This window comes from Pseudomonas azotoformans (assembly GCF_001579805.1).
GTDB classification, from domain to species: Bacteria; Pseudomonadota; Gammaproteobacteria; order Pseudomonadales; family Pseudomonadaceae; genus Aquipseudomonas; species Aquipseudomonas azotoformans_A.
Genome location: NZ_CP014546.1, coordinates 5724349 through 5742261 on the forward strand (window position 1 = coordinate 5724349; position 17913 = coordinate 5742261).

The 17913-nt window shown below is 60.6% G+C and carries 14 protein-coding genes and 2 pseudogenes; 11 read left to right on the top strand and 5 right to left on the bottom strand.

What is annotated here, in order from left to right; genetic code table 11:
- Nucleotides 1–2: 2 nt before the first annotated feature.
- Nucleotides 3–654, bottom strand: a pseudogene (locus AYR47_RS26240) (GNAT family N-acetyltransferase).
- Nucleotides 655–823: 169 nt separating this feature from the next.
- Here AYR47_RS26240 and xthA point away from each other — a divergent pair.
- Both xthA and AYR47_RS26250 read left to right on the top strand, forming a co-directional pair.
- Nucleotides 824–1636, top strand: coding sequence for an exodeoxyribonuclease III (xthA, locus tag AYR47_RS26245; RefSeq protein WP_016977422.1), 813 nt, complete (start codon nucleotides 824–826; stop codon nucleotides 1634–1636).
- A 95-nt stretch (nucleotides 1637–1731) separates the two neighbouring features.
- A complete protein-coding gene (locus tag AYR47_RS26250; protein WP_033903226.1) occupies nucleotides 1732–3063 on the top strand; it encodes a substrate-binding domain-containing protein in 1332 nt (443 codons plus the stop codon).
- 27 nt (nucleotides 3064–3090) lie between these two features.
- On the opposite strand, the gene AYR47_RS26255 is transcribed toward AYR47_RS26250, so the two are convergent.
- Nucleotides 3091–4320: an acyl-CoA dehydrogenase gene (locus AYR47_RS26255; protein ID WP_016977420.1), complete on the bottom strand. Its 1230-nt coding sequence runs from the start codon at nucleotides 4318–4320 to the stop codon at nucleotides 3091–3093.
- Between the two features lie 151 nt (nucleotides 4321–4471).
- On the opposite strand from AYR47_RS26255, the gene AYR47_RS26260 reads away from it, so the two are divergent.
- From AYR47_RS26260 to AYR47_RS26270, 3 genes are read left to right on the top strand one after another with little or no spacing between them, the layout of a single operon-like run.
- A complete protein-coding gene (locus tag AYR47_RS26260) occupies nucleotides 4472–5407 on the top strand; it encodes a LysR family transcriptional regulator (RefSeq protein ID WP_016974062.1) in 936 nt (311 codons plus the stop codon).
- Nucleotides 5408–5461: 54 nt separating this feature from the next.
- Complete coding sequence (locus tag AYR47_RS26265; protein WP_016977418.1) at nucleotides 5462–5854, top strand: MerR family transcriptional regulator; 393 nt, start codon at nucleotides 5462–5464, stop codon at nucleotides 5852–5854.
- Nucleotides 5855–5870: 16 nt separating this feature from the next.
- Entirely contained in the window at nucleotides 5871–6770 is a 900-nt protein-coding gene (locus AYR47_RS26270) for a hydroxymethylglutaryl-CoA lyase (protein ID WP_033903228.1), read from the top strand.
- Between the two features lie 541 nt (nucleotides 6771–7311).
- Here the strand turns inward: AYR47_RS26270 and AYR47_RS26275 are convergent.
- A complete protein-coding gene (locus AYR47_RS26275) occupies nucleotides 7312–8949 on the bottom strand; it encodes an AMP-binding protein (RefSeq protein WP_061448955.1) in 1638 nt (545 codons plus the stop codon).
- 150 nt (nucleotides 8950–9099) lie between these two features.
- Between AYR47_RS26275 and AYR47_RS26280 the strand changes: the two genes are divergently transcribed.
- The 4 genes and pseudogenes from AYR47_RS26280 (at nucleotide 9100) to AYR47_RS26295 (ending at nucleotide 14710) form a co-directional block, all read left to right on the top strand.
- Nucleotides 9100–10263, top strand: coding sequence for an isovaleryl-CoA dehydrogenase (locus AYR47_RS26280; protein WP_061448956.1), 1164 nt, complete (start codon nucleotides 9100–9102; stop codon nucleotides 10261–10263).
- Nucleotides 10264–10360: 97 nt separating this feature from the next.
- Nucleotides 10361–11966 (top strand): annotated as a pseudogene (locus AYR47_RS26285) (carboxyl transferase domain-containing protein).
- Nucleotides 11967–11981: 15 nt separating this feature from the next.
- Nucleotides 11982–12788 carry a gamma-carboxygeranoyl-CoA hydratase gene (locus AYR47_RS26290; protein WP_033903232.1) on the top strand — a complete coding sequence of 269 codons (807 nt, stop codon included), beginning with the start codon at nucleotides 11982–11984 and terminating at the stop codon, nucleotides 12786–12788.
- The gene (locus AYR47_RS26295; RefSeq protein WP_061448957.1) at nucleotides 12785–14710 is read left to right on the top strand and encodes an acetyl/propionyl/methylcrotonyl-CoA carboxylase subunit alpha; all 1926 of its coding nucleotides are present in this window, start codon (nucleotides 12785–12787) and stop codon (nucleotides 14708–14710) included. Before AYR47_RS26290 ends, AYR47_RS26295 begins: the two co-directional genes overlap by 4 nt.
- On the opposite strand, the gene AYR47_RS26300 is transcribed toward AYR47_RS26295, so the two are convergent.
- Nucleotides 14707–15339, bottom strand: a complete 633-nt coding sequence (locus AYR47_RS26300) for a LexA family protein (protein ID WP_033903234.1) — start codon at nucleotides 15337–15339, stop codon at nucleotides 14707–14709. The genes AYR47_RS26295 and AYR47_RS26300 overlap by 4 nt on opposite strands.
- A 132-nt stretch (nucleotides 15340–15471) precedes the next feature.
- Here AYR47_RS26300 and AYR47_RS26305 point away from each other — a divergent pair, with 132 nt between their 5' ends.
- Entirely contained in the window at nucleotides 15472–15822 is a 351-nt protein-coding gene (locus tag AYR47_RS26305; RefSeq protein ID WP_061448958.1) for a DUF6124 family protein, read from the top strand.
- 465 nt (nucleotides 15823–16287) lie between these two features.
- Complete coding sequence (locus tag AYR47_RS26310; RefSeq protein ID WP_033903237.1) at nucleotides 16288–17439, top strand: M14 family metallopeptidase; 1152 nt, start codon at nucleotides 16288–16290, stop codon at nucleotides 17437–17439.
- Here AYR47_RS26310 and AYR47_RS26315 read toward each other — a convergent pair.
- A complete protein-coding gene (locus tag AYR47_RS26315; RefSeq protein WP_033903238.1) occupies nucleotides 17436–17888 on the bottom strand; it encodes a winged helix-turn-helix transcriptional regulator in 453 nt (150 codons plus the stop codon). The genes AYR47_RS26310 and AYR47_RS26315 overlap by 4 nt on opposite strands.
- Nucleotides 17889–17913 lie beyond the last annotated feature (25 nt).

The window sequence follows — 17913 nt, forward strand, 5'->3', positions numbered from 1 at the left end:
TACTAAGCCGTTGCAGCATGTAACGACTGGGGATTGGGGTGAAAAAAACACATGCTCCAGGACAGGTCCTACAGCGACTTCACCGATTTCCTCATAGCCCTGACGCTTATAGAACTCCAGATAGCGTGAGTTGCCCGTGTCCAGCACCACGCCAGAAGAATGCGGGTCTTCGGCGCACCAGTTGTGCACGGCCTCCAGCAACTGCTCGCCGTAGTGTTTGCCCTGGAATTGCGGGTGAATGCCCAGCAACGGCAGCACATGCACCGACTCACTGGGCAGGCACGCCAGCACGGCGTGATGGTAGTCGAGGTAACGTCGCGTACCGCGCACGCCCGTACTCAACCACATGCGCAGTTGCCAGGCCCAGCTTTCGGTAATCCCCAGGCGCCGCTGCGGTGGCGCGATCAAAGCGATGCCGATCAGCCGGTCGTTGACGAACAGACCAATGGCCGGCAGTTTCTGAAAGAAGTGCTGCTTGACCAGCTCACGCACAGTGGCGCGTACCCGCTGTTCATAGCCAGGACGCTCGGCTTCGAAGATGTAGGCGAACGTCGGCTCATGCCGATAAGCCTGGTACAGCAAGGAACGGGCTTCGCGGGAATAGCCGCTGTTGAGCAGGCGAATTTCAGCAGTTGCAGTTGAAGTGTCCGGCATACCGTCAATCTCCCTGGGCGCGGCTCAAAAGGCCACGTTCTTATGGGTACGAACCTACACAGCATCAGTCGTTCCCAGACATTAGCAGTGCAACTGCCCTACCGCCACGCTGGCCCCGGTCCGACTTGTCCGCTAGCATCGCCCTTTTGCCAGGACTGGACTGCCGACCATGAAAATCGTCTCCTTCAATATCAACGGGCTGCGCGCCCGCCCTCATCAGCTGGCGGCGCTGATTGAAAAGCACCAGCCCGACGTGATCGGCCTGCAGGAAACCAAGGTCCACGATGACCAGTTCCCACTGGCCGAAGTACAGGCCCTTGGCTATCACGTGTACTACCACGGCCAAAAAGGTCACTACGGTGTGGCCCTGCTCTCGCGCCAGCCGGCGTTGAGCCTGCACAAAGGCTTCGCCAGCGACGAAGAAGACGCCCAGCGCCGGTTTATCTGGGGCACCTTCGCCGATGAGAACGGCCAACCGGTCACCATCATGAACGGTTACTTCCCCCAGGGCGAAAGCCGCGACCACCCCACCAAGTTCCCGGCCAAGCAGCGTTTCTACGAAGATCTGCAACAGTTGCTGGAGAGCCAGTTCAGCAATGACCAGGCGCTGGTGGTGATGGGCGACATCAACATCTCCCCGGAAGACATCGACATCGGCATTGGTGCCGACAACGCCAAGCGCTGGCTCAAGACCGGCAAATGCAGCTTCCTGCCGGAAGAGCGCGAGTGGATGGCGCGCCTGAAAAATTGGGGCCTGGTGGACAGCTTTCGTCACCTCAACCCAGAGGTTGCAGACCGCTTCAGCTGGTTCGACTACCGCAGTCGTGGCTTTGAGGATGAACCCAAGCGCGGCCTGCGCATCGACGTGATCCTGGCCTCCAATGGCCTGCTGTCGCGGGTCAAGGATGCCGGGGTGGACTACGAATTGCGCGGCCTGGAAAAGCCGTCGGACCATGCGCCGATCTGGCTGGAACTGAGCTGATCCCCTGACGGGGCCGAACTCTCGGCCCCGTCATATTTATGCAACCTGTCTGACTTATTCTCGCGGCACTCCCTTTGGCTTGAGAAGGTGCCGGCATGAGGCTGCGCGTTCTGTTCCTGCTGGTGCTGTTTCCCCTCGTCGCTGTGGCCGCTCCCCTCCCCGTTCCTGATCAAGGTCCTGCCTTGCGCATCCAAGGCTCCAATACCATTGGCGCAGCGCTTGGCCCGGCATTGGTCAAGGGCTTGATGGAGCATCAGGGGTTGCAGGCGGTGCACAGCGAACCGGCCGAGGGTGCCAATGAACAGCGCGTGATCGGCAAGACGCGCCAAGGCAAGACGGTGATCATCGAAGTCGCCGCTCACGGATCAAGTACCGGCTTCACGGCGCTAAAAAAATCCACCGCGGACTTGGCGGCTTCATCGCGCCCGATCAAAGACAGCGAACTGGTTGATCTCGAGCCCTTGGGCGACCTGAAAAGCCCTGAAGCCGAACAGGTGATCGCCATCGATGGCCTGGCCATCATCCTCCACCCGCTAAACCCGCTGAACACCCTGAATACCGAGCAACTGGCGCAGATCTTCAATGGCGAGGTCGCAACCTGGGAGGCGCTCGGAGGCGTCGGCGGGCCGATTCATCTGTATGCGCGGGATGACCAATCCGGCACCTACGACACCTTCAAGGAACTGGTACTGCGCCTGCGTGGCAAACCGCTCGCGCCAGGCGCCAAGCGTTTCGAGTCCAGCGAGCAATTGTCCGACGCGGTCAGCCAGGATCCCCAAGGCATTGGCTTTATTGGCCTGCCCTACGTCCGCCAGGCCAAGGCGGTGGCAATTGTGGATGGCGACTCGCAACCCATGTTGCCGTTGAACAGCCTGATTGCGACCGAGGATTATCCACTGTCACGTCGGCTGTTCTTTTACTGGCCGCCATCGAGTCGCAATCCCTGGGCCAAGGCGTTGGTGGACTTCAGCCAGAGCAGCAAAGGCCAGGCAATCGTGGCCGCCAATGGCTTCATCGCCCAGCAGGTGCAGGCGATAGCCGTGGAGCCACGTACGTCGATGCCTGCGGACTATCAAGCGATTGCGCGGGATGCCCAGCGCCTGACGGTGAATTTTCGTTTCGAGGAAGGCAGCGCGAGCCTGGACAACAAGGCCCGCCAGGATTTGCAGCGGGTGGTGGCGTACCTCAAAAGCCACAACAAGCTGGATAAGCAGGTGACGCTGGTGGGCTTTGGCGATGCCAAGAACGACCCGCAGCGGGCAGCGTTGCTGTCAAAGTTGCGGGCAATGGCGGTGCGCCGGGAACTGGTCAAGAACAGTGTGGTATTGCGCGATATCCGCGGGTTTGGCGCGCAGATGCCGGTGGCGGCGAATACGGCGGATGAAGGGCGGATCAAGAATCGGCGGGTGGAGGTTTGGGTGTATTGAATACCCAACCTCCCCGCCTATTGCTGTTTATTGCCCGCTGCGCATCAGCTCTTTAGGCACATACTTGCCAATCTCGAACTTACCGATCGCCGCCCGGTGCACTTCATCCGGGCCATCGGCCAGGCGCAAGGTACGTTGCATGGCATACATGTAGGCCAGCGGGAAGTCGTTGGAAACACCTGCACCGCCATGAATCTGGATCGCGCGATCAATCACCTTCAAGGCCACATTCGGCGCGACCACCTTGATCTGGGCGATTTCGCTTTTCGCGACTTTGTTACCCACGGTGTCCATCATGTACGCCGCCTTCAAGGTCAGCAGGCGCGCCATGTCGATTTCCATGCGTGAGTCAGCGATCTTGTCGATATTGCCGCCCAGGCGCGCCAATGGCTTACCGAACGCAGTCCGGCTGACGGAACGCTTGCACATCAATTCCAGCGCGCGCTCGGCCATGCCGATGGAACGCATGCAGTGGTGGATACGGCCGGGGCCAAGGCGGCCTTGGGCGATTTCAAAGCCACGGCCCTCACCCAACAACACGTTTTCGTAGGGTACGCGCACATTGTCGAACAGCACTTCGGCATGGCCGTGGGGCGCATCGTCATAGCCGAACACTGGCAGTGGGCGCACGATCTTCACGCCGGGGGTGTCCACCGGCACCAGGATCATCGAGTGCTGCTGGTGGCGCGGTGCGTCCGGGTTGCTCAGGCCCATGAAGATCAGGATCTTGCAGCGCGGGTCGCAGGCGCCGGAGGTCCACCATTTCTTGCCATTGATCACCCACTCGTCGCCCTGGCGCTCGGCGCGGGCGGCCATGTTGGTGGCATCCGAGGACGCCACATCTGGCTCGGTCATGGCGAACGCGGAGCGGATCTCGCCGCGCAGCAGTGGCTGCAACCAGCGTTGTTTCTGTTCTTCGTTGGCGTAGCGCACCAGCACTTCCATGTTGCCGGTATCGGGGGCGGAGCAGTTGAACGGCTCCGGGCCCAACAGCGAACGGCCCATGATTTCAGCCAGCGGCGCGTATTCAAGGTTGGTCAGGCCGGCGCCCAGCTCGGATTCCGGCAGGAACAGGTTCCACAGGCCTTCGGCTTTAGCCTTGGCCTTCAGCTCTTCCATGATTGCGGTGGGCTGCCAGCGGTCGCCTTCGCTGACCTGGCGTTCGAACACCGGCTCGGCCGGGTAAACGTAAGCGTCCATGAACGCAGTGACGCGTTCACGCAGTTCCTGAACCTTGGGCGAATAGGCGAAATCCATGAGCAGCTCCCTTCTCTGAGAGGTTGTTTAGGTCATGCAATCGATGCTAGAACAGCGTTGATAATTTACCTAGCCTATTCTCGGCGTGTATTAACATTCATCACCGATATATGATCGACGTATGGCCACCTAACAATAAGAGCGCTACGAAATGAATCTGAGCAAGGTCGACCTCAACCTGTTTATCGTCTTTGACGCGATCTACACCGAAGCCAACCTGACCCGCGCCGGGCAGATTGTCGGCATCACCCAGCCGGCGGTGTCCAACGCTCTGGCACGCTTGCGCGAGACATTCAACGACCCGCTGTTCGTGCGCACCGCTCAAGGCATGGTGCCCACGCCCATGGCGCAGAACATTATCGGGCCTGTGCGCAATGCGTTGTCGTTGCTGCGGGTGTCGGTACAGGAAAGCCGCATTTTCAACCCGCAACAGGCCGCCAAGACTTACCGCATCAGCATGACCGACCTCACCGAAGCGGTGATCCTGCCGCTGCTGTTCCAGCGCCTGCGCCGCCTGGCGCCCACGGTGGTGATCGAAAGTTTCCTGTCCAAACGCCGCGAAACCACCAAGGAACTGGCCGCCGGGCGCCTGGACTTTGCCGTGGACGCGCCGCTCAACACCGACCCACAAGTGCGCCACGTCAAGCTGATGGAAGACCGCTACGTGTGCGCTATGCGCAAGGGCCATCCGCTGGCGGGCAAGGACAAGCTGACTCTGGATGATTACCTGGGGCTGACGCACATCCATATCTCCAGCCGCCGTAACGGCCTGGGCCATGTGGACCTGGCGCTGGGCAAGATGGGCCTGCAGCGCAAGATCGCCCTGCGTTCCCAGCATTATTTGATGGCGTCGCAGGTTTTGCAGCAGACCGACATGGTCATGACCGTGCCCGAGCGCTTCGCCCGCCGCCACGAATTGCATTGGTTCAACCTGCCGGTCAACGACGTGCCGCCGGTGGAAACCCACCTGTACTGGCACGAAAGCACCGACCAGGACCCGGCGAATCGCTGGATGCGCGAGCAGATGATCGAGTTGTGCCAGCAAGTGACGGCCCATGAGAAGAAACTGGATGGCAAGCAGGCTTGACGTTAACGTCAACCTGCCATTAGCTTAACGCCAAGACTTTCTTGAGCGCCATCCATGAGCACCACCTACAGCATCTCCGACCTCGCCCGCGAGCTCGACATCACCACCCGCGCCATTCGCTTCTATGAAGAACAAGGCCTGCTGGCCCCGGAGCGTCGGGGCCAGGAGCGCATCTACTCGGCGCGGGACAAGGTCAGCCTCAAGCTGATCCTGCGGGGCAAGCGTATCGGTTTCTCCCTGGCCGAATGCCGCGAACTCATCGAACTCTACGACCCCACCAGCGGCAACCACGTGCAACTCAACAGCATGCTGGCAAAAATCGCCGAGCGCCGTGAGCAGCTGGAACAGCAACTGCTGGATATCGAACAGATGAAGCTGGAACTGGACACCGCCGAAGAGCGCTGCACCCAGGCCCTGGCCCACACCCTGCGCCAGGTTGGCCATTGATCAGAAGGTAACTGCCATGTCCCTCCCCTCACACGTGCGCCTGGTGGAAGTCGGCCCGCGCGACGGTTTGCAGAACGAAGCCCAGCCCATCAGCGTGGCGGACAAAGTCAGGTTGGTGGACGCCCTCAGCGCGGCGGGCTTGAGCTATATCGAAGTCGGCAGTTTTGTATCACCCAAGTGGGTGCCGCAGATGGCCGGTTCCGCCGAGGTGTTCGCGCAGATCCAGCGCACACCCGGTGTGACCTATGGCGCGTTGGCGCCGAACCTGCGTGGTTTTGAGGACGCGCTAGCGGCTGGCGTGAAGGAAGTGGCGGTGTTTGCGGCCGCGTCCGAGGCGTTTTCCCAGCGCAACATCAACTGCTCCATCAGCGAAAGCCTCGAGCGCTTCGCACCGATCATGGCGGCGGCCAAGCAGCACGGTATCAGCGTGCGGGGGTATGTGTCGTGCGTGTTGGGTTGCCCGTACGAAGGTCAGATCGCGCCGGAACAAGTGGCAACAGTCGCGCGGGAGTTGTACGCCATGGGCTGCTACGAGGTGTCCCTCGGTGACACCATCGGCACCGGCACGGCAGGCGCCACGCGGCGCCTGTTCGAGGTGGTCGGCGCGCAGGTGCCTCGGGAGAAATTGGCCGGGCACTTCCATGACACCTATGGCCAGGCCATCGCAAACATCTACGCCAGCCTGCTGGAAGGAATCACGGTGTTTGACAGCTCTATCGCGGGCCTCGGCGGCTGCCCTTACGCCAAGGGCGCTAGCGGTAACGTCGCCACTGAAGATGTGCTGTACCTGCTCAAAGGCCTGGGTATCGAGACGGGTATCGACCTGGAGGCATTGATTGGCGCGGGCCAGCAAATCAGCAAGGTGCTGGGCCGGCCGACAGGGTCACGCGTAGCCAAGGCGCGTAACGCCGGTTGAGTCGCTTAGCCGTGACAATGTGTTACCGCACGCCTACACATCGAGTAACACGGGAACATATTTTGTCGTATTTTCTGCAGGCCGAATCCTACACAAAAATCAAACTATTGATTTTAAAGGATTTTTAAAAGTTGGCACGGCTTCTGCTATCTCTATGGCATAACAAGAATAAAAAGCGCCAAACCTAATAAAAATAAGACGAAACGACTCTGACATAACAAAAACAACACGGCAGAGACGCAGCTAACAGATTTTTTTGGAGAAGATGTGCTTCGCAGGGTACGGCGTGCCGAAACCCGCAACCGGTTAGAGAAAAATAAAACTACCTCAGGTAGCTACCCACTGGTTGGATCGTTAACGAAGAAGCAGATCAGCGCTCAAAAAAATACGTTTGCTCTTGACCCCGGATGGGGGTCGCCAAAAACAGCGGTAAAGGGTAACGGTTGCCAAAAACAACAATAGGCCGCCCCTCAATAATAAAAAAGAGCACGCAACGACAAATTAAAGGGGACCCTCGGGTCCCCTTTGTGCTTCCTGGGATTTACGCCTGCCCTTCCTCCAACTCCTGGATCGAAATCTCACGCATGCGGAATTTCTGGATCTTGCCGGTGACCGTCATCGGAAACTCCTCCACGAACTTGAAGTGCTTGGGCGTCTTGAAATGCGCGATGCGGCCCTTGCACCAGGTTTGCAGTTCAAGCTCATTGGCCACATGGCCGGGATGGAACTTGATCCAGGCGACAATGGCTTCACCGTAGCGCTCGTCCGGAATGCCGATCACCTGCACATCCGCCACTGCCGGGTGGGTGAAGAAAAATTCCTCCAGCTCACGCGGGTACACGTTCTCGCCGCCACGGATGATCATGTCCTTGTTGCGCCCGGCGATGCATACGTAGCCGTGAGCGTCCATGCTCGCCAGGTCGCCGGTGTGCATCCAGCCGGCGTCGTCGATGGCGTCGCGGGTGGCGTCAGGGTTGTTCCAGTAGCCGAGCATCACGCTGTAGCCGCGAGTGCAGAGTTCACCGATCTCACCGCGTGCAACGGTGTTGCCGTCGGTGTCGATGATCTTGTTTTCCAACTGCGGCTGGGTGCGCCCGACGGTGGTGACACGGCGTTCCAGGTCGTCGTCCGCCCCGGTTTGCAAGGACACCGGGCTGGTTTCCGTCATGCCGTAGGCAATCTGCACCTCGCTCATGTGCATCTCGTTGATCACCCGGCGCATCACTTCGATGGGGCATGTGGCGCCGGCCATGATGCCGGTGCGCAGGGTGGACAGGTCGAACTCGCCGAGGCGCGGGTGATCGAGCATGGCGATGAACATGGTGGGCACGCCGTACAGGCCGGTGGCGCGTTCTTCGGCTACCGAACTGAGGGTCAACAGCGGATCGAAACCGTCATTGGGATAGATCATGGTGGTGCCATGGGTGATGCAACCCAGGTTGCCCATGACCATGCCGAAGCAGTGGTACAACGGCACCGGGATCACCAGGCGGTCTTGCGCCGTAAGGCCCAGGCTTTCACCGACCATGTAGCCGTTATTGAGGATGTTGTGGTGACTGAGCGTGGCGCCCTTGGGAAAACCGGTGGTGCCAGAGGTGTACTGGATGTTCACGGGTTGGTCGAAATGCAGGCTGCCCTGGCGGGTGTGCAGCTGTTCAGGCGGGATACCTGCGCCGAGGGCCGATAGCTGCGACCAGGGCATGAATCCTGTGGGTGGGCTGGGGTCGAGGCTGATCATGCCACGCAAGTCGGGCTTCAGTTCCTGCAGCATCGCGTGGTAATCGGAGGTCTTGAACGACCCGGCGCACACCAGCCACTGACAGCCGGATTGCTTGAGCACGTAGTCCAGTTCACTGCTGCGGTAGGCCGGGTTGATGTTCACCAGAATCACGCCGAGCTTGGCGCTGGCGATCTGGCTGATGCACCACTCGGCGCAGTTGGGGGCCCAGATGCCCAGCCGATCGCCGGCCTGCATGCCCAGGGCGAGAAACGCACGGGCGTGCAAATCCACCGTTTCGGCCAGTTGCCGCCAGGTGTAGCGGCGCTGTTGATGACGCACTACCAAGGCCTCGCCCTCGGGGAATTGCGCGACGGTTCGGTCAAAGGCTTGGCCAATGGTCATGGCCAGCAAGGTCTTGTCCTGGGAGCCACGGCTGTAGCTTTGGTTCGGTTGATCCATAACGACCCCTGTTGTCTTTTTTGTAGGTTGACGTATACGTAAACTACGATTGACAGCGCCGCAACGCAAGCTTACGTTAACGTAAAGGTGAGCGCCCTCCCCTGGCGCGCCCTCCACACAAAAACAAAGCTCACATTAAGGTGCCTGTCCATGAGTTACCCGTCCCTGAACTTCGCCCTCGGTGAAACCATCGACATGCTGCGCGACCAGGTGCAGTCCTTCGTGAGCAAGGAAATCGCGCCGCGTGCGGCACAGATCGACAGCGACAACCTGTTCCCCGCCGACCTGTGGCAGAAATTCGGCGACATGGGCCTGCTGGGCATCACCGTCCCGGAGGAATACGGCGGCGCCGGCCTGGGTTACCTGGCCCACGTGGTGGCGATGGAAGAGATCAGCCGCGGCTCGGCCTCGGTGGCGTTGTCCTACGGCGCGCACTCCAACCTGTGCGTGAACCAGATCAATCGCAACGGCAATCACGCCCAGAAACTCAAGTACCTGCCCAAACTCCTCAGCGGCGAACACGTCGGCGCCCTGGCCATGAGCGAGCCGAACGCCGGTTCCGATGTGGTCTCGATGAAGCTGCGTGCCGACAAACGCGGCGATCATTACGTGCTCAACGGCAGCAAGACCTGGATCACCAACGGTCCCGACGCCAGCACTTATGTGATTTACGCCAAGACCGACCTGGAGAAAGGCCCTCACGGCATCACCGCCTTCATCGTCGAGCGTGACTGGAAAGGCTTCAGCCGTAGCAATAAGTTCGACAAGCTGGGCATGCGCGGCTCAAACACGTGCGAGCTGTTCTTCGATGACGTGGAAGTGCCCGAAGAAAATATCCTTGGCGTGCTCAACGGCGGCGTGAAAGTGCTGATGAGCGGCCTGGACTACGAACGCGTGGTGCTGTCCGGCGGCCCGACCGGGATCATGCAGGCCTGCATGGACCTGATCGTGCCCTACATCCACGATCGCAAGCAGTTCGGCCAGAGCATCGGCGAATTCCAGCTGATCCAGGGCAAGGTCGCGGACATGTACACCCAGCTCAACGCCAGCCGCGCCTATCTCTACGCGGTGGCCCAGGCCTGTGAGCGTGGCGAAACCACGCGCAAGGATGCGGCCGGGGTGATCCTCTACAGCGCCGAACGCGCCACGCAAATGGCCCTTGACGCGATCCAGATTCTGGGCGGTAACGGCTATATCAATGAATTCCCCGCCGGTCGGCTGCTGCGCGACGCCAAGCTGTATGAAATCGGCGCCGGCACCAGTGAGATCCGCCGGATGCTGATCGGTCGCGAACTCTTCAACGAGACGAAATGAATTTCGCAGCCGCAAGTTTCAAGCTACAAGCGGCAAGCAAGCGTGTTTTTCTCTTGCAGCTTAAAGCTTGAAGCTTGCCGCGCTTACGGAGTAAGCCATGCTTCTACACACCCAACTCAATCCGCGTTCGGCAGAGTTTGCCGCCAACAGCGCGGCGATGCGCCAACAGGTCGACGCCCTGCACAGCCTGCTCGCCCACGTGCAGCAAGGCGGCGGCGCCAAGGCTCAGGAGCGGCACACCTCACGCGGTAAACTGTTGCCCCGCGAGCGTATCAACCGTTTGCTCGACCCCGGTTCGCCGTTCCTCGAACTCAGCCAATTGGCCGCCCATCAGGTGTACGGCGAAGATGTGCCCGCCGCTGGCGTGATTGCCGGAATTGGCCGGGTGGAGGGCGTCGAATGCATGATCGTCGCCAACGATGCCACGGTGAAAGGCGGCTCCTACTACCCGCTCACCGTGAAAAAACACCTGCGCGCACAGACCATCGCCGAGCAGAACCGCCTGCCGTGCATCTACCTGGTGGATTCGGGCGGCGCCAACCTGCCGCGTCAGGACGAGGTGTTCCCCGACCGCGAGCACTTCGGGCGGATTTTTTTCAACCAGGCCAACATGAGCGCCCAGGGCATCCCGCAGATCGCGGTGGTGATGGGCTCATGCACTGCGGGTGGCGCCTACGTGCCGGCCATGGCCGACGAAGCAATCATGGTGCGCCAGCAAGCCACCATCTTCCTCGCCGGTCCGCCGCTGGTGAAGGCCGCGACCGGTGAAGTGGTGAGTGCCGAAGACCTCGGCGGTGCCGATGTGCATTGCAAGATCTCCGGCGTGGCCCGACCACTATGCCGACAGCGATGAACACGCGCTGGCGCTGGCTCGGCGCAGCGTGGCCAACCTCAATTGGCGCAAACAGGGCGAGTTGCTACAACGCCCGCCCGTGGCGCCGTTGTACAGCAGTGACGAGCTGTACGGCGTGATCCCGGCCGACGCCAAGCAGCCGTTCGATGTGCGCGAAGTGATCGCACGGCTGGTGGACGCTTCGGTGTTCGATGAATTCAAGGCGCTGTTCGGCACCACGCTGGTGTGCGGCTTTGCGCACCTGCACGGCTTCCCGATTGCGATCCTGGCCAACAACGGCATCTTGTTTGCCGAAGCCGCGCAAAAAGGTGCGCACTTTATCGAACTGGCCTGCCAGCGTGGCATTCCGCTGCTGTTCCTGCAGAACATCACCGGGTTCATGGTCGGCCAGAAATACGAAGCCGGGGGCATCGCCAAGCACGGCGCCAAACTGGTGACGGCGGTGGCGTGCGCCAAGGTGCCGAAGTTCACGGTGATCATCGGCGGCAGCTTTGGCGCCGGTAATTACGGCATGTGTGGCCGCGCCTATGATCCGCGCTTCCTGTGGATGTGGCCAAATGCACGCATCGGCGTGATGGGTGCCGAACAGGCGGCCGGCGTGCTGGTGCAGGTCAAGCGCGAGCAGGCTGAACGTGCAGGCCTCGATTTCAGTGCCGAAGAAGAGGCCGCCATCAAGCAGCCGATCCTCGACCAATACGAAACCCAGGGCCACCCCTACTACTCCAGCGCGCGCCTGTGGGACGACGGTGTGATTGACCCGTTGCAGACCCGTGACGTGCTGGCCCTGGCCTTGTCCGCTTCGCTGAATGCCCCCATCGAGCCGAGCCGCTTCGGCGTGTTCCGCATGTAAATGGAGCTGTATCCCATGAGCGACTTCAACACCCTCGAACTGATCACCGACCGCCGTGGCTTTGCCACGCTGTGGCTCAGCCGTGAAGCCAAGAACAACGCGTTCAACGCCGAAATGATCCGCGAACTGATCATCGCCCTCGACCAGGTGCAGGGTGACCCGGCCCTGCGTTTTCTGGTGCTGCGCGGGCGCGGCAAGCATTTCAGCGCCGGGGCCGACCTGGCCTGGATGCAGCAATCGGCCGAGCTGGATTACCACACCAACCTGGACGATGCCCGCGAACTGGCAGAGTTGATGTACAACCTGGCCAAGCTGAAAATCCCGACCCTGGCGGTGGTGCAAGGTGCGGCCTACGGCGGAGCGCTGGGGTTGATCAGTTGCTGTGATATGGCGATTGGCGCGGACGATGCGCAGTTCTGTCTGTCGGAAGTGCGCATTGGCCTGGCGCCGGCGGTGATCAGTCCGTTCGTGGTGCAAGCCATCGGCGAGCGTGCGGCACGGCGCTATGCGCTGACCGCCGAGCGCTTTGGTGGCCAGCGTGCGCGGGAGATAGGCCTGTTGGCGGAAAGCTATCCGATCAGCGAGTTGGATCAGCAGGTCGAACAGTGGATCGCCAACCTGCTGCAAAACAGCCCGGCGGCCATGCGCGCCAGCAAGGACTTGCTGCGCGAAGTGGGCCACGGCGCCCTCACCCCGGCCCTGCGCCGCTATTGCGAAAATGCCATCGCGCGCATTCGTGTCAGCGCCGAAGGCCAGGAAGGCCTGCGCGCCTTCCTGCAAAAACGTCCACCCAGCTGGCAAGCGCAGGAGCCGCGTTCATGAGTACGTTGACGACTCTACTGGTGGCCAACCGTGGCGAAATTGCTTGCCGGGTGATGCGCACCGCCAAGGCCATGGGCCTGACCACCGTGGCGGTGCACAGCGCCATCGACCGCGATGCGCGCCACAGCCGTGAGGCGGATATTCGCGTCGACCTGGGCGGCAGCAAAGCCACTGACAGCTACCTGCAAATCGATAAACTGATCGCGGCGGCCCAGGCCAGCGGTGCCCAGGCGATCCATCCGGGTTACGGCTTTTTGTCGGAGAACGCCGGTTTTGCCCGTGCGATTGAAGAAGCAGGTTTGATTTTCCTCGGTCCGCCCGCCTCGGGCATTGATGCCATGGGCAGCAAATCGGCCGCCAAGGCCTTGATGGAAACCGCTGGCGTGCCCCTGGTGCCGGGTTACCACGGCGAAGCTCAAGACCTGGAAACCTTCCGCGCCGCCTGCGAGCACATCGGTTACCCGGTACTGCTCAAGGCCACGGCCGGTGGTGGCGGCAAAGGAATGAAGGTGGTCGAGGATGTCAGCCAGTTGGCCGAAGCCCTGGCCTCGGCACAGCGCGAGGCGCTGTCGTCCTTTGGCAACGGGCAGATGTTGGTGGAAAAGTACCTGCTCAAGCCACGCCATGTGGAGATCCAGGTGTTTGCCGATCAACACGGGCATTGCCTGTACCTCAATGAACGTGACTGCTCGATCCAGCGTCGCCACCAGAAGGTCGTCGAAGAGGCGCCAGCACCGGGACTGAGTGTTGAACAGCGCAAGGCCATGGGCGAAGCCGCCGTGCGTGCGGCCCAGGCCATCGGCTATGTCGGCGCAGGCACCGTGGAGTTCTTGCTGGACGCGCGCGGTGAGTTCTTCTTCATGGAGATGAACACGCGGCTGCAAGTGGAGCACCCGGTGACCGAAGCGATCACCGGCCTGGACCTGGTGGCCTGGCAGATCCGTGTCGCCCAGGGCGAGGCGTTGCCGATCACCCAGGAGCAGGTGCCGCTGATCGGCCATGCCATCGAAGTGCGGCTGTATGCCGAAGACCCCGCCAATGACTTCCTGCCCGCCACCGGGCACCTGGCGCTGTACCGTGAATCCGCACCGGGCCCTGGGCGCCGCGTGGACAGCGGTGTGGAGCAGGGCGACAGTGTGTCGCCGTTCTACGACCCCATGCTCGGCAAGCTGATTGCCTGGGGTGAAGACCGTGAACAGGCGCGATTGCGGTTGCTGGCCATGCTGGACGAGTTTGCCATCGGCGGGCTGAAGACCAACCTGGGATTTTTGCGGCGCATCATCGGGCACCCGGCGTTTGCGGCGGCTGAGTTGGATACCGGGTTTATTCCGCGCTATCAGGAGGAGTTGCTACCCGCGCCTGGAGTATTGAGTGATGCGTTCTGGCAAGCGGCGGGCGCGGCCTTCATTCAGAGCTTGCCGAAGAGTGATGGGCCTTGGGCAGATTCGCGAGGATTTCGCGCCGGGTTACCTGCCGAAGTTTCGTTGCATTTGAGTTGCAATGGCCAGGATCGATTGGTGACGCTGGCGGCTGATGCGCCACAACTGCGTGGCGAACATCTGCTGATCGAGCAACAGGGCGTGCGTCACAGCCATCTGGCAGTCCGCAACGAAAGCAGCGTGTTTTTGCGCTGGGACGGCGAGATGCAGGCCGTCACATTGTTCGACCCGATTGCGGCGGTTGAGGCCAACCAGTCACATCAAGGCGGCCTCACGGCGCCGATGAACGGCAGTATCGTGCGGGTGCTGGTGGAGATCGGTCAGCAAGTCGAAGCCGGCACGCAACTGGTGGTGCTGGAAGCCATGAAGATGGAGCACAGCATCCGCGCGCCTCACGCCGGGGTGGTCAAGGCGTTGTTCTGCCAGGAAGGTGAAATGGTTGCAGAAGGTTGCGCGTTGGTGGCGCTCGAAACGGCCGTCTAGAACTTCGCCGTGGCTTGAACAACAACCCCCAGGATGTGGCAATCGTCGGTGAATGGCTGCTTGGGGTAGGTGGGATTGAGCGGTACCAGGTAAAGCTGGCCGCTTTCTTCCTGCAACTGGCGGAAGGTCGCCTGAAGGCTCCCGGCCCGTTGGGCGACCACCAGCTTGCCAGGCTCTGCCTGGATGGCCGGGTCGACCAGGATCAGCATGCCCGCACTGACGCTCAAGCCGCTGGGTGCGGTCATGGCGTCGCCTGTGACTGGCAGCCAGAACGCATCCCCCTGAGCAGGATAATCCGTGAGTTCGAAGCGCACAGCGCCATAGGTCGCACGCTCTTCGCGGACCTCGCACAACCCTTTCCAATCGCTGACCGGGTAGCGGAAATACGGATTGTAGTTCTTCTGCGCAGGCGCCTCATCGGGCCGTTCGCGAATGTCCAGCGCGACTTCCAAGTACCCCAACCCCAGCGCCGCCAACACCCGGTTCATGTCCACCACGCTGGGTGCACGGCGCTTGTTGAGCCAGTGGCCAACGCCGCCTTGGGACATGCCCAGGCGCTCAGCCAATTCACCCTGCGTGACCTTGCGGTCTTCCATGTTGGCCTTGACCAACGCTATCCAGTTATCCATGGGAGCTGACAATACGTCACGTAGTTTTCAGGGCAATAAACAGTTTGTAGTAATCCATAAAACGACATAAATACGATACGTACTATCATCGGACATAAGGTTTTCGACACCCACTACAGAGTACCGCCCCTTATGACGACCAGCCCGTATCTCCTGCCTGAACCCTCTGAAGACACCGAAATGCAAGACCTGCGCAGCAGCGGTGCCGCCCAGCGCGCGTTGGACTTTTACTTGAAAGAAGAGATGTCGGCAGCAGCCCCTGACGGCGCCCTGTTCGCCATCAAGCCGGGCATCAGCCAGGAGGAAGCCCTCGTACACGCCTCGGACCTGTTGCGCAGCGCCGCAGCCACGGCCTATGAATCCGCGAGCAGCCATCAGGGCAATCATCGCGACCTGGCGTTTTCGGTGGTGTATTTGATCGATATGGCGAAAGCGATGGTGGAGCGGTCGTTGCAGGCGCCAGCGGCTCAAGCGAACGGATAACAGGCGCAGAAGAAAAATATTTCTATCTCACGGATAAAAACATTTGACTTGCAAATGATAATGATTATTATTGGACCTAGCTGATCGCGAGATCAGTCGATAGACCAAGGGACCTTAGGTCGGACTCTTGGAATATCTCCTCATCAGGCTAATCACGGTTTTTGACCCGGCTCTTTGGCCGGGTCTTTTTTTTGCCAGTTTCCCTGGCATGGCTTCAGGCTAATGAAGACTGTGTGTTGCTCGATGGCGCGCATGGTAGCAAAAGACCATCGCCAAAAGAAAGCCAGTCGAACGCTCTAGTCCAAACCTTTGCGAAATAGCGCTTGAGAATCAATCTCATAGATTCTAAGCTGCTGCGGCGTCAAGGATGACGCCCCCTCCCCCATGCAACAATTTTGCATCCAGTCTTTACCAGACTCCTGTGTAATATAGCCGCCACAACACTCATATTCAGGCACCCAGACTATGACCGTGGCCTTGACCTCCATCAGGATCAGCACCGACTTCGACAGTGGCAATATCCAGGTACTGGATGCCCACGATTCCCACCAGTTGCTGCTGGCGATCAAACCCGATACCCGCAGCCAACATTACCAATGGTTCCACTTCAAGGCCGAAGGCATGCACGTGGGCCACACCCATACCTTCCGCTTGAGCAACGCGGGCAAGTCGTCTTACCCGCACGCGTGGAGCGGCTACAACGCCGTGGCGTCCTACGACCATATCAATTGGTTCCGGGTGCCCTCTCGCTTTGATGGTGAAATCCTGCATATCAGCCTTGAGGCCCGCGAGAAGCACGCCTGGATTGCGTACTTCGAACCCTACAGCCGTGAGCGTCACGACTGGCTGATCGAGCAGGCTGTGAGCCGCGCCGGCACTCAACTGTTGGCCACCGGTAAAAGTGTCGAAGGCCGTGATATCCAACTGCTGCGTCGCGGCAAAGGCGGCGAAAGCCGGCGCAAGGTCTGGATCATCGCCCAACAGCATCCCGGCGAACACATGGCCGAATGGTTTATGGAAGGCATCATTGAACGCCTGCAACAGGACGGTGACGCCGAGCTGAAAAAACTGCTGAAAGTTGCTGACCTGTACCTGGTGCCCAACATGAACCCGGACGGCGCGTTCCATGGCCACCTGCGCACCAACGCCGCAGGCCAGGACCTCAACCGCGCCTGGCAGAGCGCGAGCCAGGAGTTCAGCCCGGAAGTGTTGTTCGTGCAGCAACAGATGGAAAAGTACGGCGTCGACCTGTTCCTCGATATCCACGGCGACGAGGAAATCCCCTACGTCTTCACCGCCGGCTGCGAAGGCAACCCCGGCTACACGCCGCGCATCGAAGCCCTGGAAAAACACTTCCGCAGCCACTTGAGCGGCCTGACCCGCGATTTCCAGACCACCCACGGCTACACCCGCGACCTGCCGGGCGAAGCCAATATGACCCTGGCGTGCAATGCCGTCGGCCAGCAGTTCGACTGCCTGTCCCTGACCCTGGAAATGCCCTTCAAGGACAACGACGACGCCCCCAACCCACTCACCGGCTGGTCAGGTAAACGCTCGATGCAACTGGGCAAGGATGTGTTGAGCAGCGTGGCCGATATCGTCGACGTCTTGCGCTAAACCGAGTCGGTGGGCACCCGCCGACAATCCTCAGGCCCCAGCAACCGCCCATCCGCCGAGCGCAACTCCAGCGCTCGCAGCGGCTCGCCGTTGGCGCTGTCCACCATCACCGAGTGCGCCTCGCCTGCCCCATAGAAAAACCCCTCGCCCCACTGCCGCAACCCGATGATCACGTTGAACAGGCCCCGCCCCTTTTCCGTCAGAACGTACTCTTGGTACGCACTGCCATCCGACGCCGGCACGATTTCCAACACCCCATGGGCCACCAAACTGCGCAAACGCGTGGACAAGATGTTCTTGGCCATTCCCAGGCTGCGCTGGAACTCACCAAAACGGCGAATCCCATCAAACGCATCGCGAATGATCAGCAGCGACCAGCCATCGCCAATTGCATCCAGTGAGCGCGCCACCGGGCATTCGGCGCTTTCAAAGCGGGTGAGCTTGACCATCGGGGCTGCCTGTCGTCGACTAAAA

What these genes read in the sequence shown, in the direction of transcription:
- xthA (WP_016977422.1), top strand. Translation starts at nt 824, where the DNA reads ATGAAAATCGTCTCCTTCAATATCAACGGGCTGCGCGCCCGCCCTCAT.
- AYR47_RS26250 (WP_033903226.1), top strand. Translation starts at nt 1,732, where the DNA reads ATGAGGCTGCGCGTTCTGTTCCTGCTGGTGCTGTTTCCCCTCGTCGCT.
- AYR47_RS26255 (WP_016977420.1), bottom strand. Translation starts at nt 4,320, where the DNA reads ATGGATTTCGCCTATTCGCCCAAGGTTCAGGAACTGCGTGAACGCGTC.
- AYR47_RS26260 (WP_016974062.1), top strand. Translation starts at nt 4,472, where the DNA reads ATGAATCTGAGCAAGGTCGACCTCAACCTGTTTATCGTCTTTGACGCG.
- AYR47_RS26265 (WP_016977418.1), top strand. Translation starts at nt 5,462, where the DNA reads ATGAGCACCACCTACAGCATCTCCGACCTCGCCCGCGAGCTCGACATC.
- AYR47_RS26270 (WP_033903228.1), top strand. Translation starts at nt 5,871, where the DNA reads ATGTCCCTCCCCTCACACGTGCGCCTGGTGGAAGTCGGCCCGCGCGAC.
- AYR47_RS26275 (WP_061448955.1), bottom strand. Translation starts at nt 8,949, where the DNA reads ATGGATCAACCGAACCAAAGCTACAGCCGTGGCTCCCAGGACAAGACC.
- AYR47_RS26280 (WP_061448956.1), top strand. Translation starts at nt 9,100, where the DNA reads ATGAGTTACCCGTCCCTGAACTTCGCCCTCGGTGAAACCATCGACATG.
- AYR47_RS26290 (WP_033903232.1), top strand. Translation starts at nt 11,982, where the DNA reads ATGAGCGACTTCAACACCCTCGAACTGATCACCGACCGCCGTGGCTTT.
- AYR47_RS26295 (WP_061448957.1), top strand. Translation starts at nt 12,785, where the DNA reads ATGAGTACGTTGACGACTCTACTGGTGGCCAACCGTGGCGAAATTGCT.
- AYR47_RS26300 (WP_033903234.1), bottom strand. Translation starts at nt 15,339, where the DNA reads ATGGATAACTGGATAGCGTTGGTCAAGGCCAACATGGAAGACCGCAAG.
- AYR47_RS26305 (WP_061448958.1), top strand. Translation starts at nt 15,472, where the DNA reads ATGACGACCAGCCCGTATCTCCTGCCTGAACCCTCTGAAGACACCGAA.
- AYR47_RS26310 (WP_033903237.1), top strand. Translation starts at nt 16,288, where the DNA reads ATGACCGTGGCCTTGACCTCCATCAGGATCAGCACCGACTTCGACAGT.
- AYR47_RS26315 (WP_033903238.1), bottom strand. Translation starts at nt 17,888, where the DNA reads ATGGTCAAGCTCACCCGCTTTGAAAGCGCCGAATGCCCGGTGGCGCGC.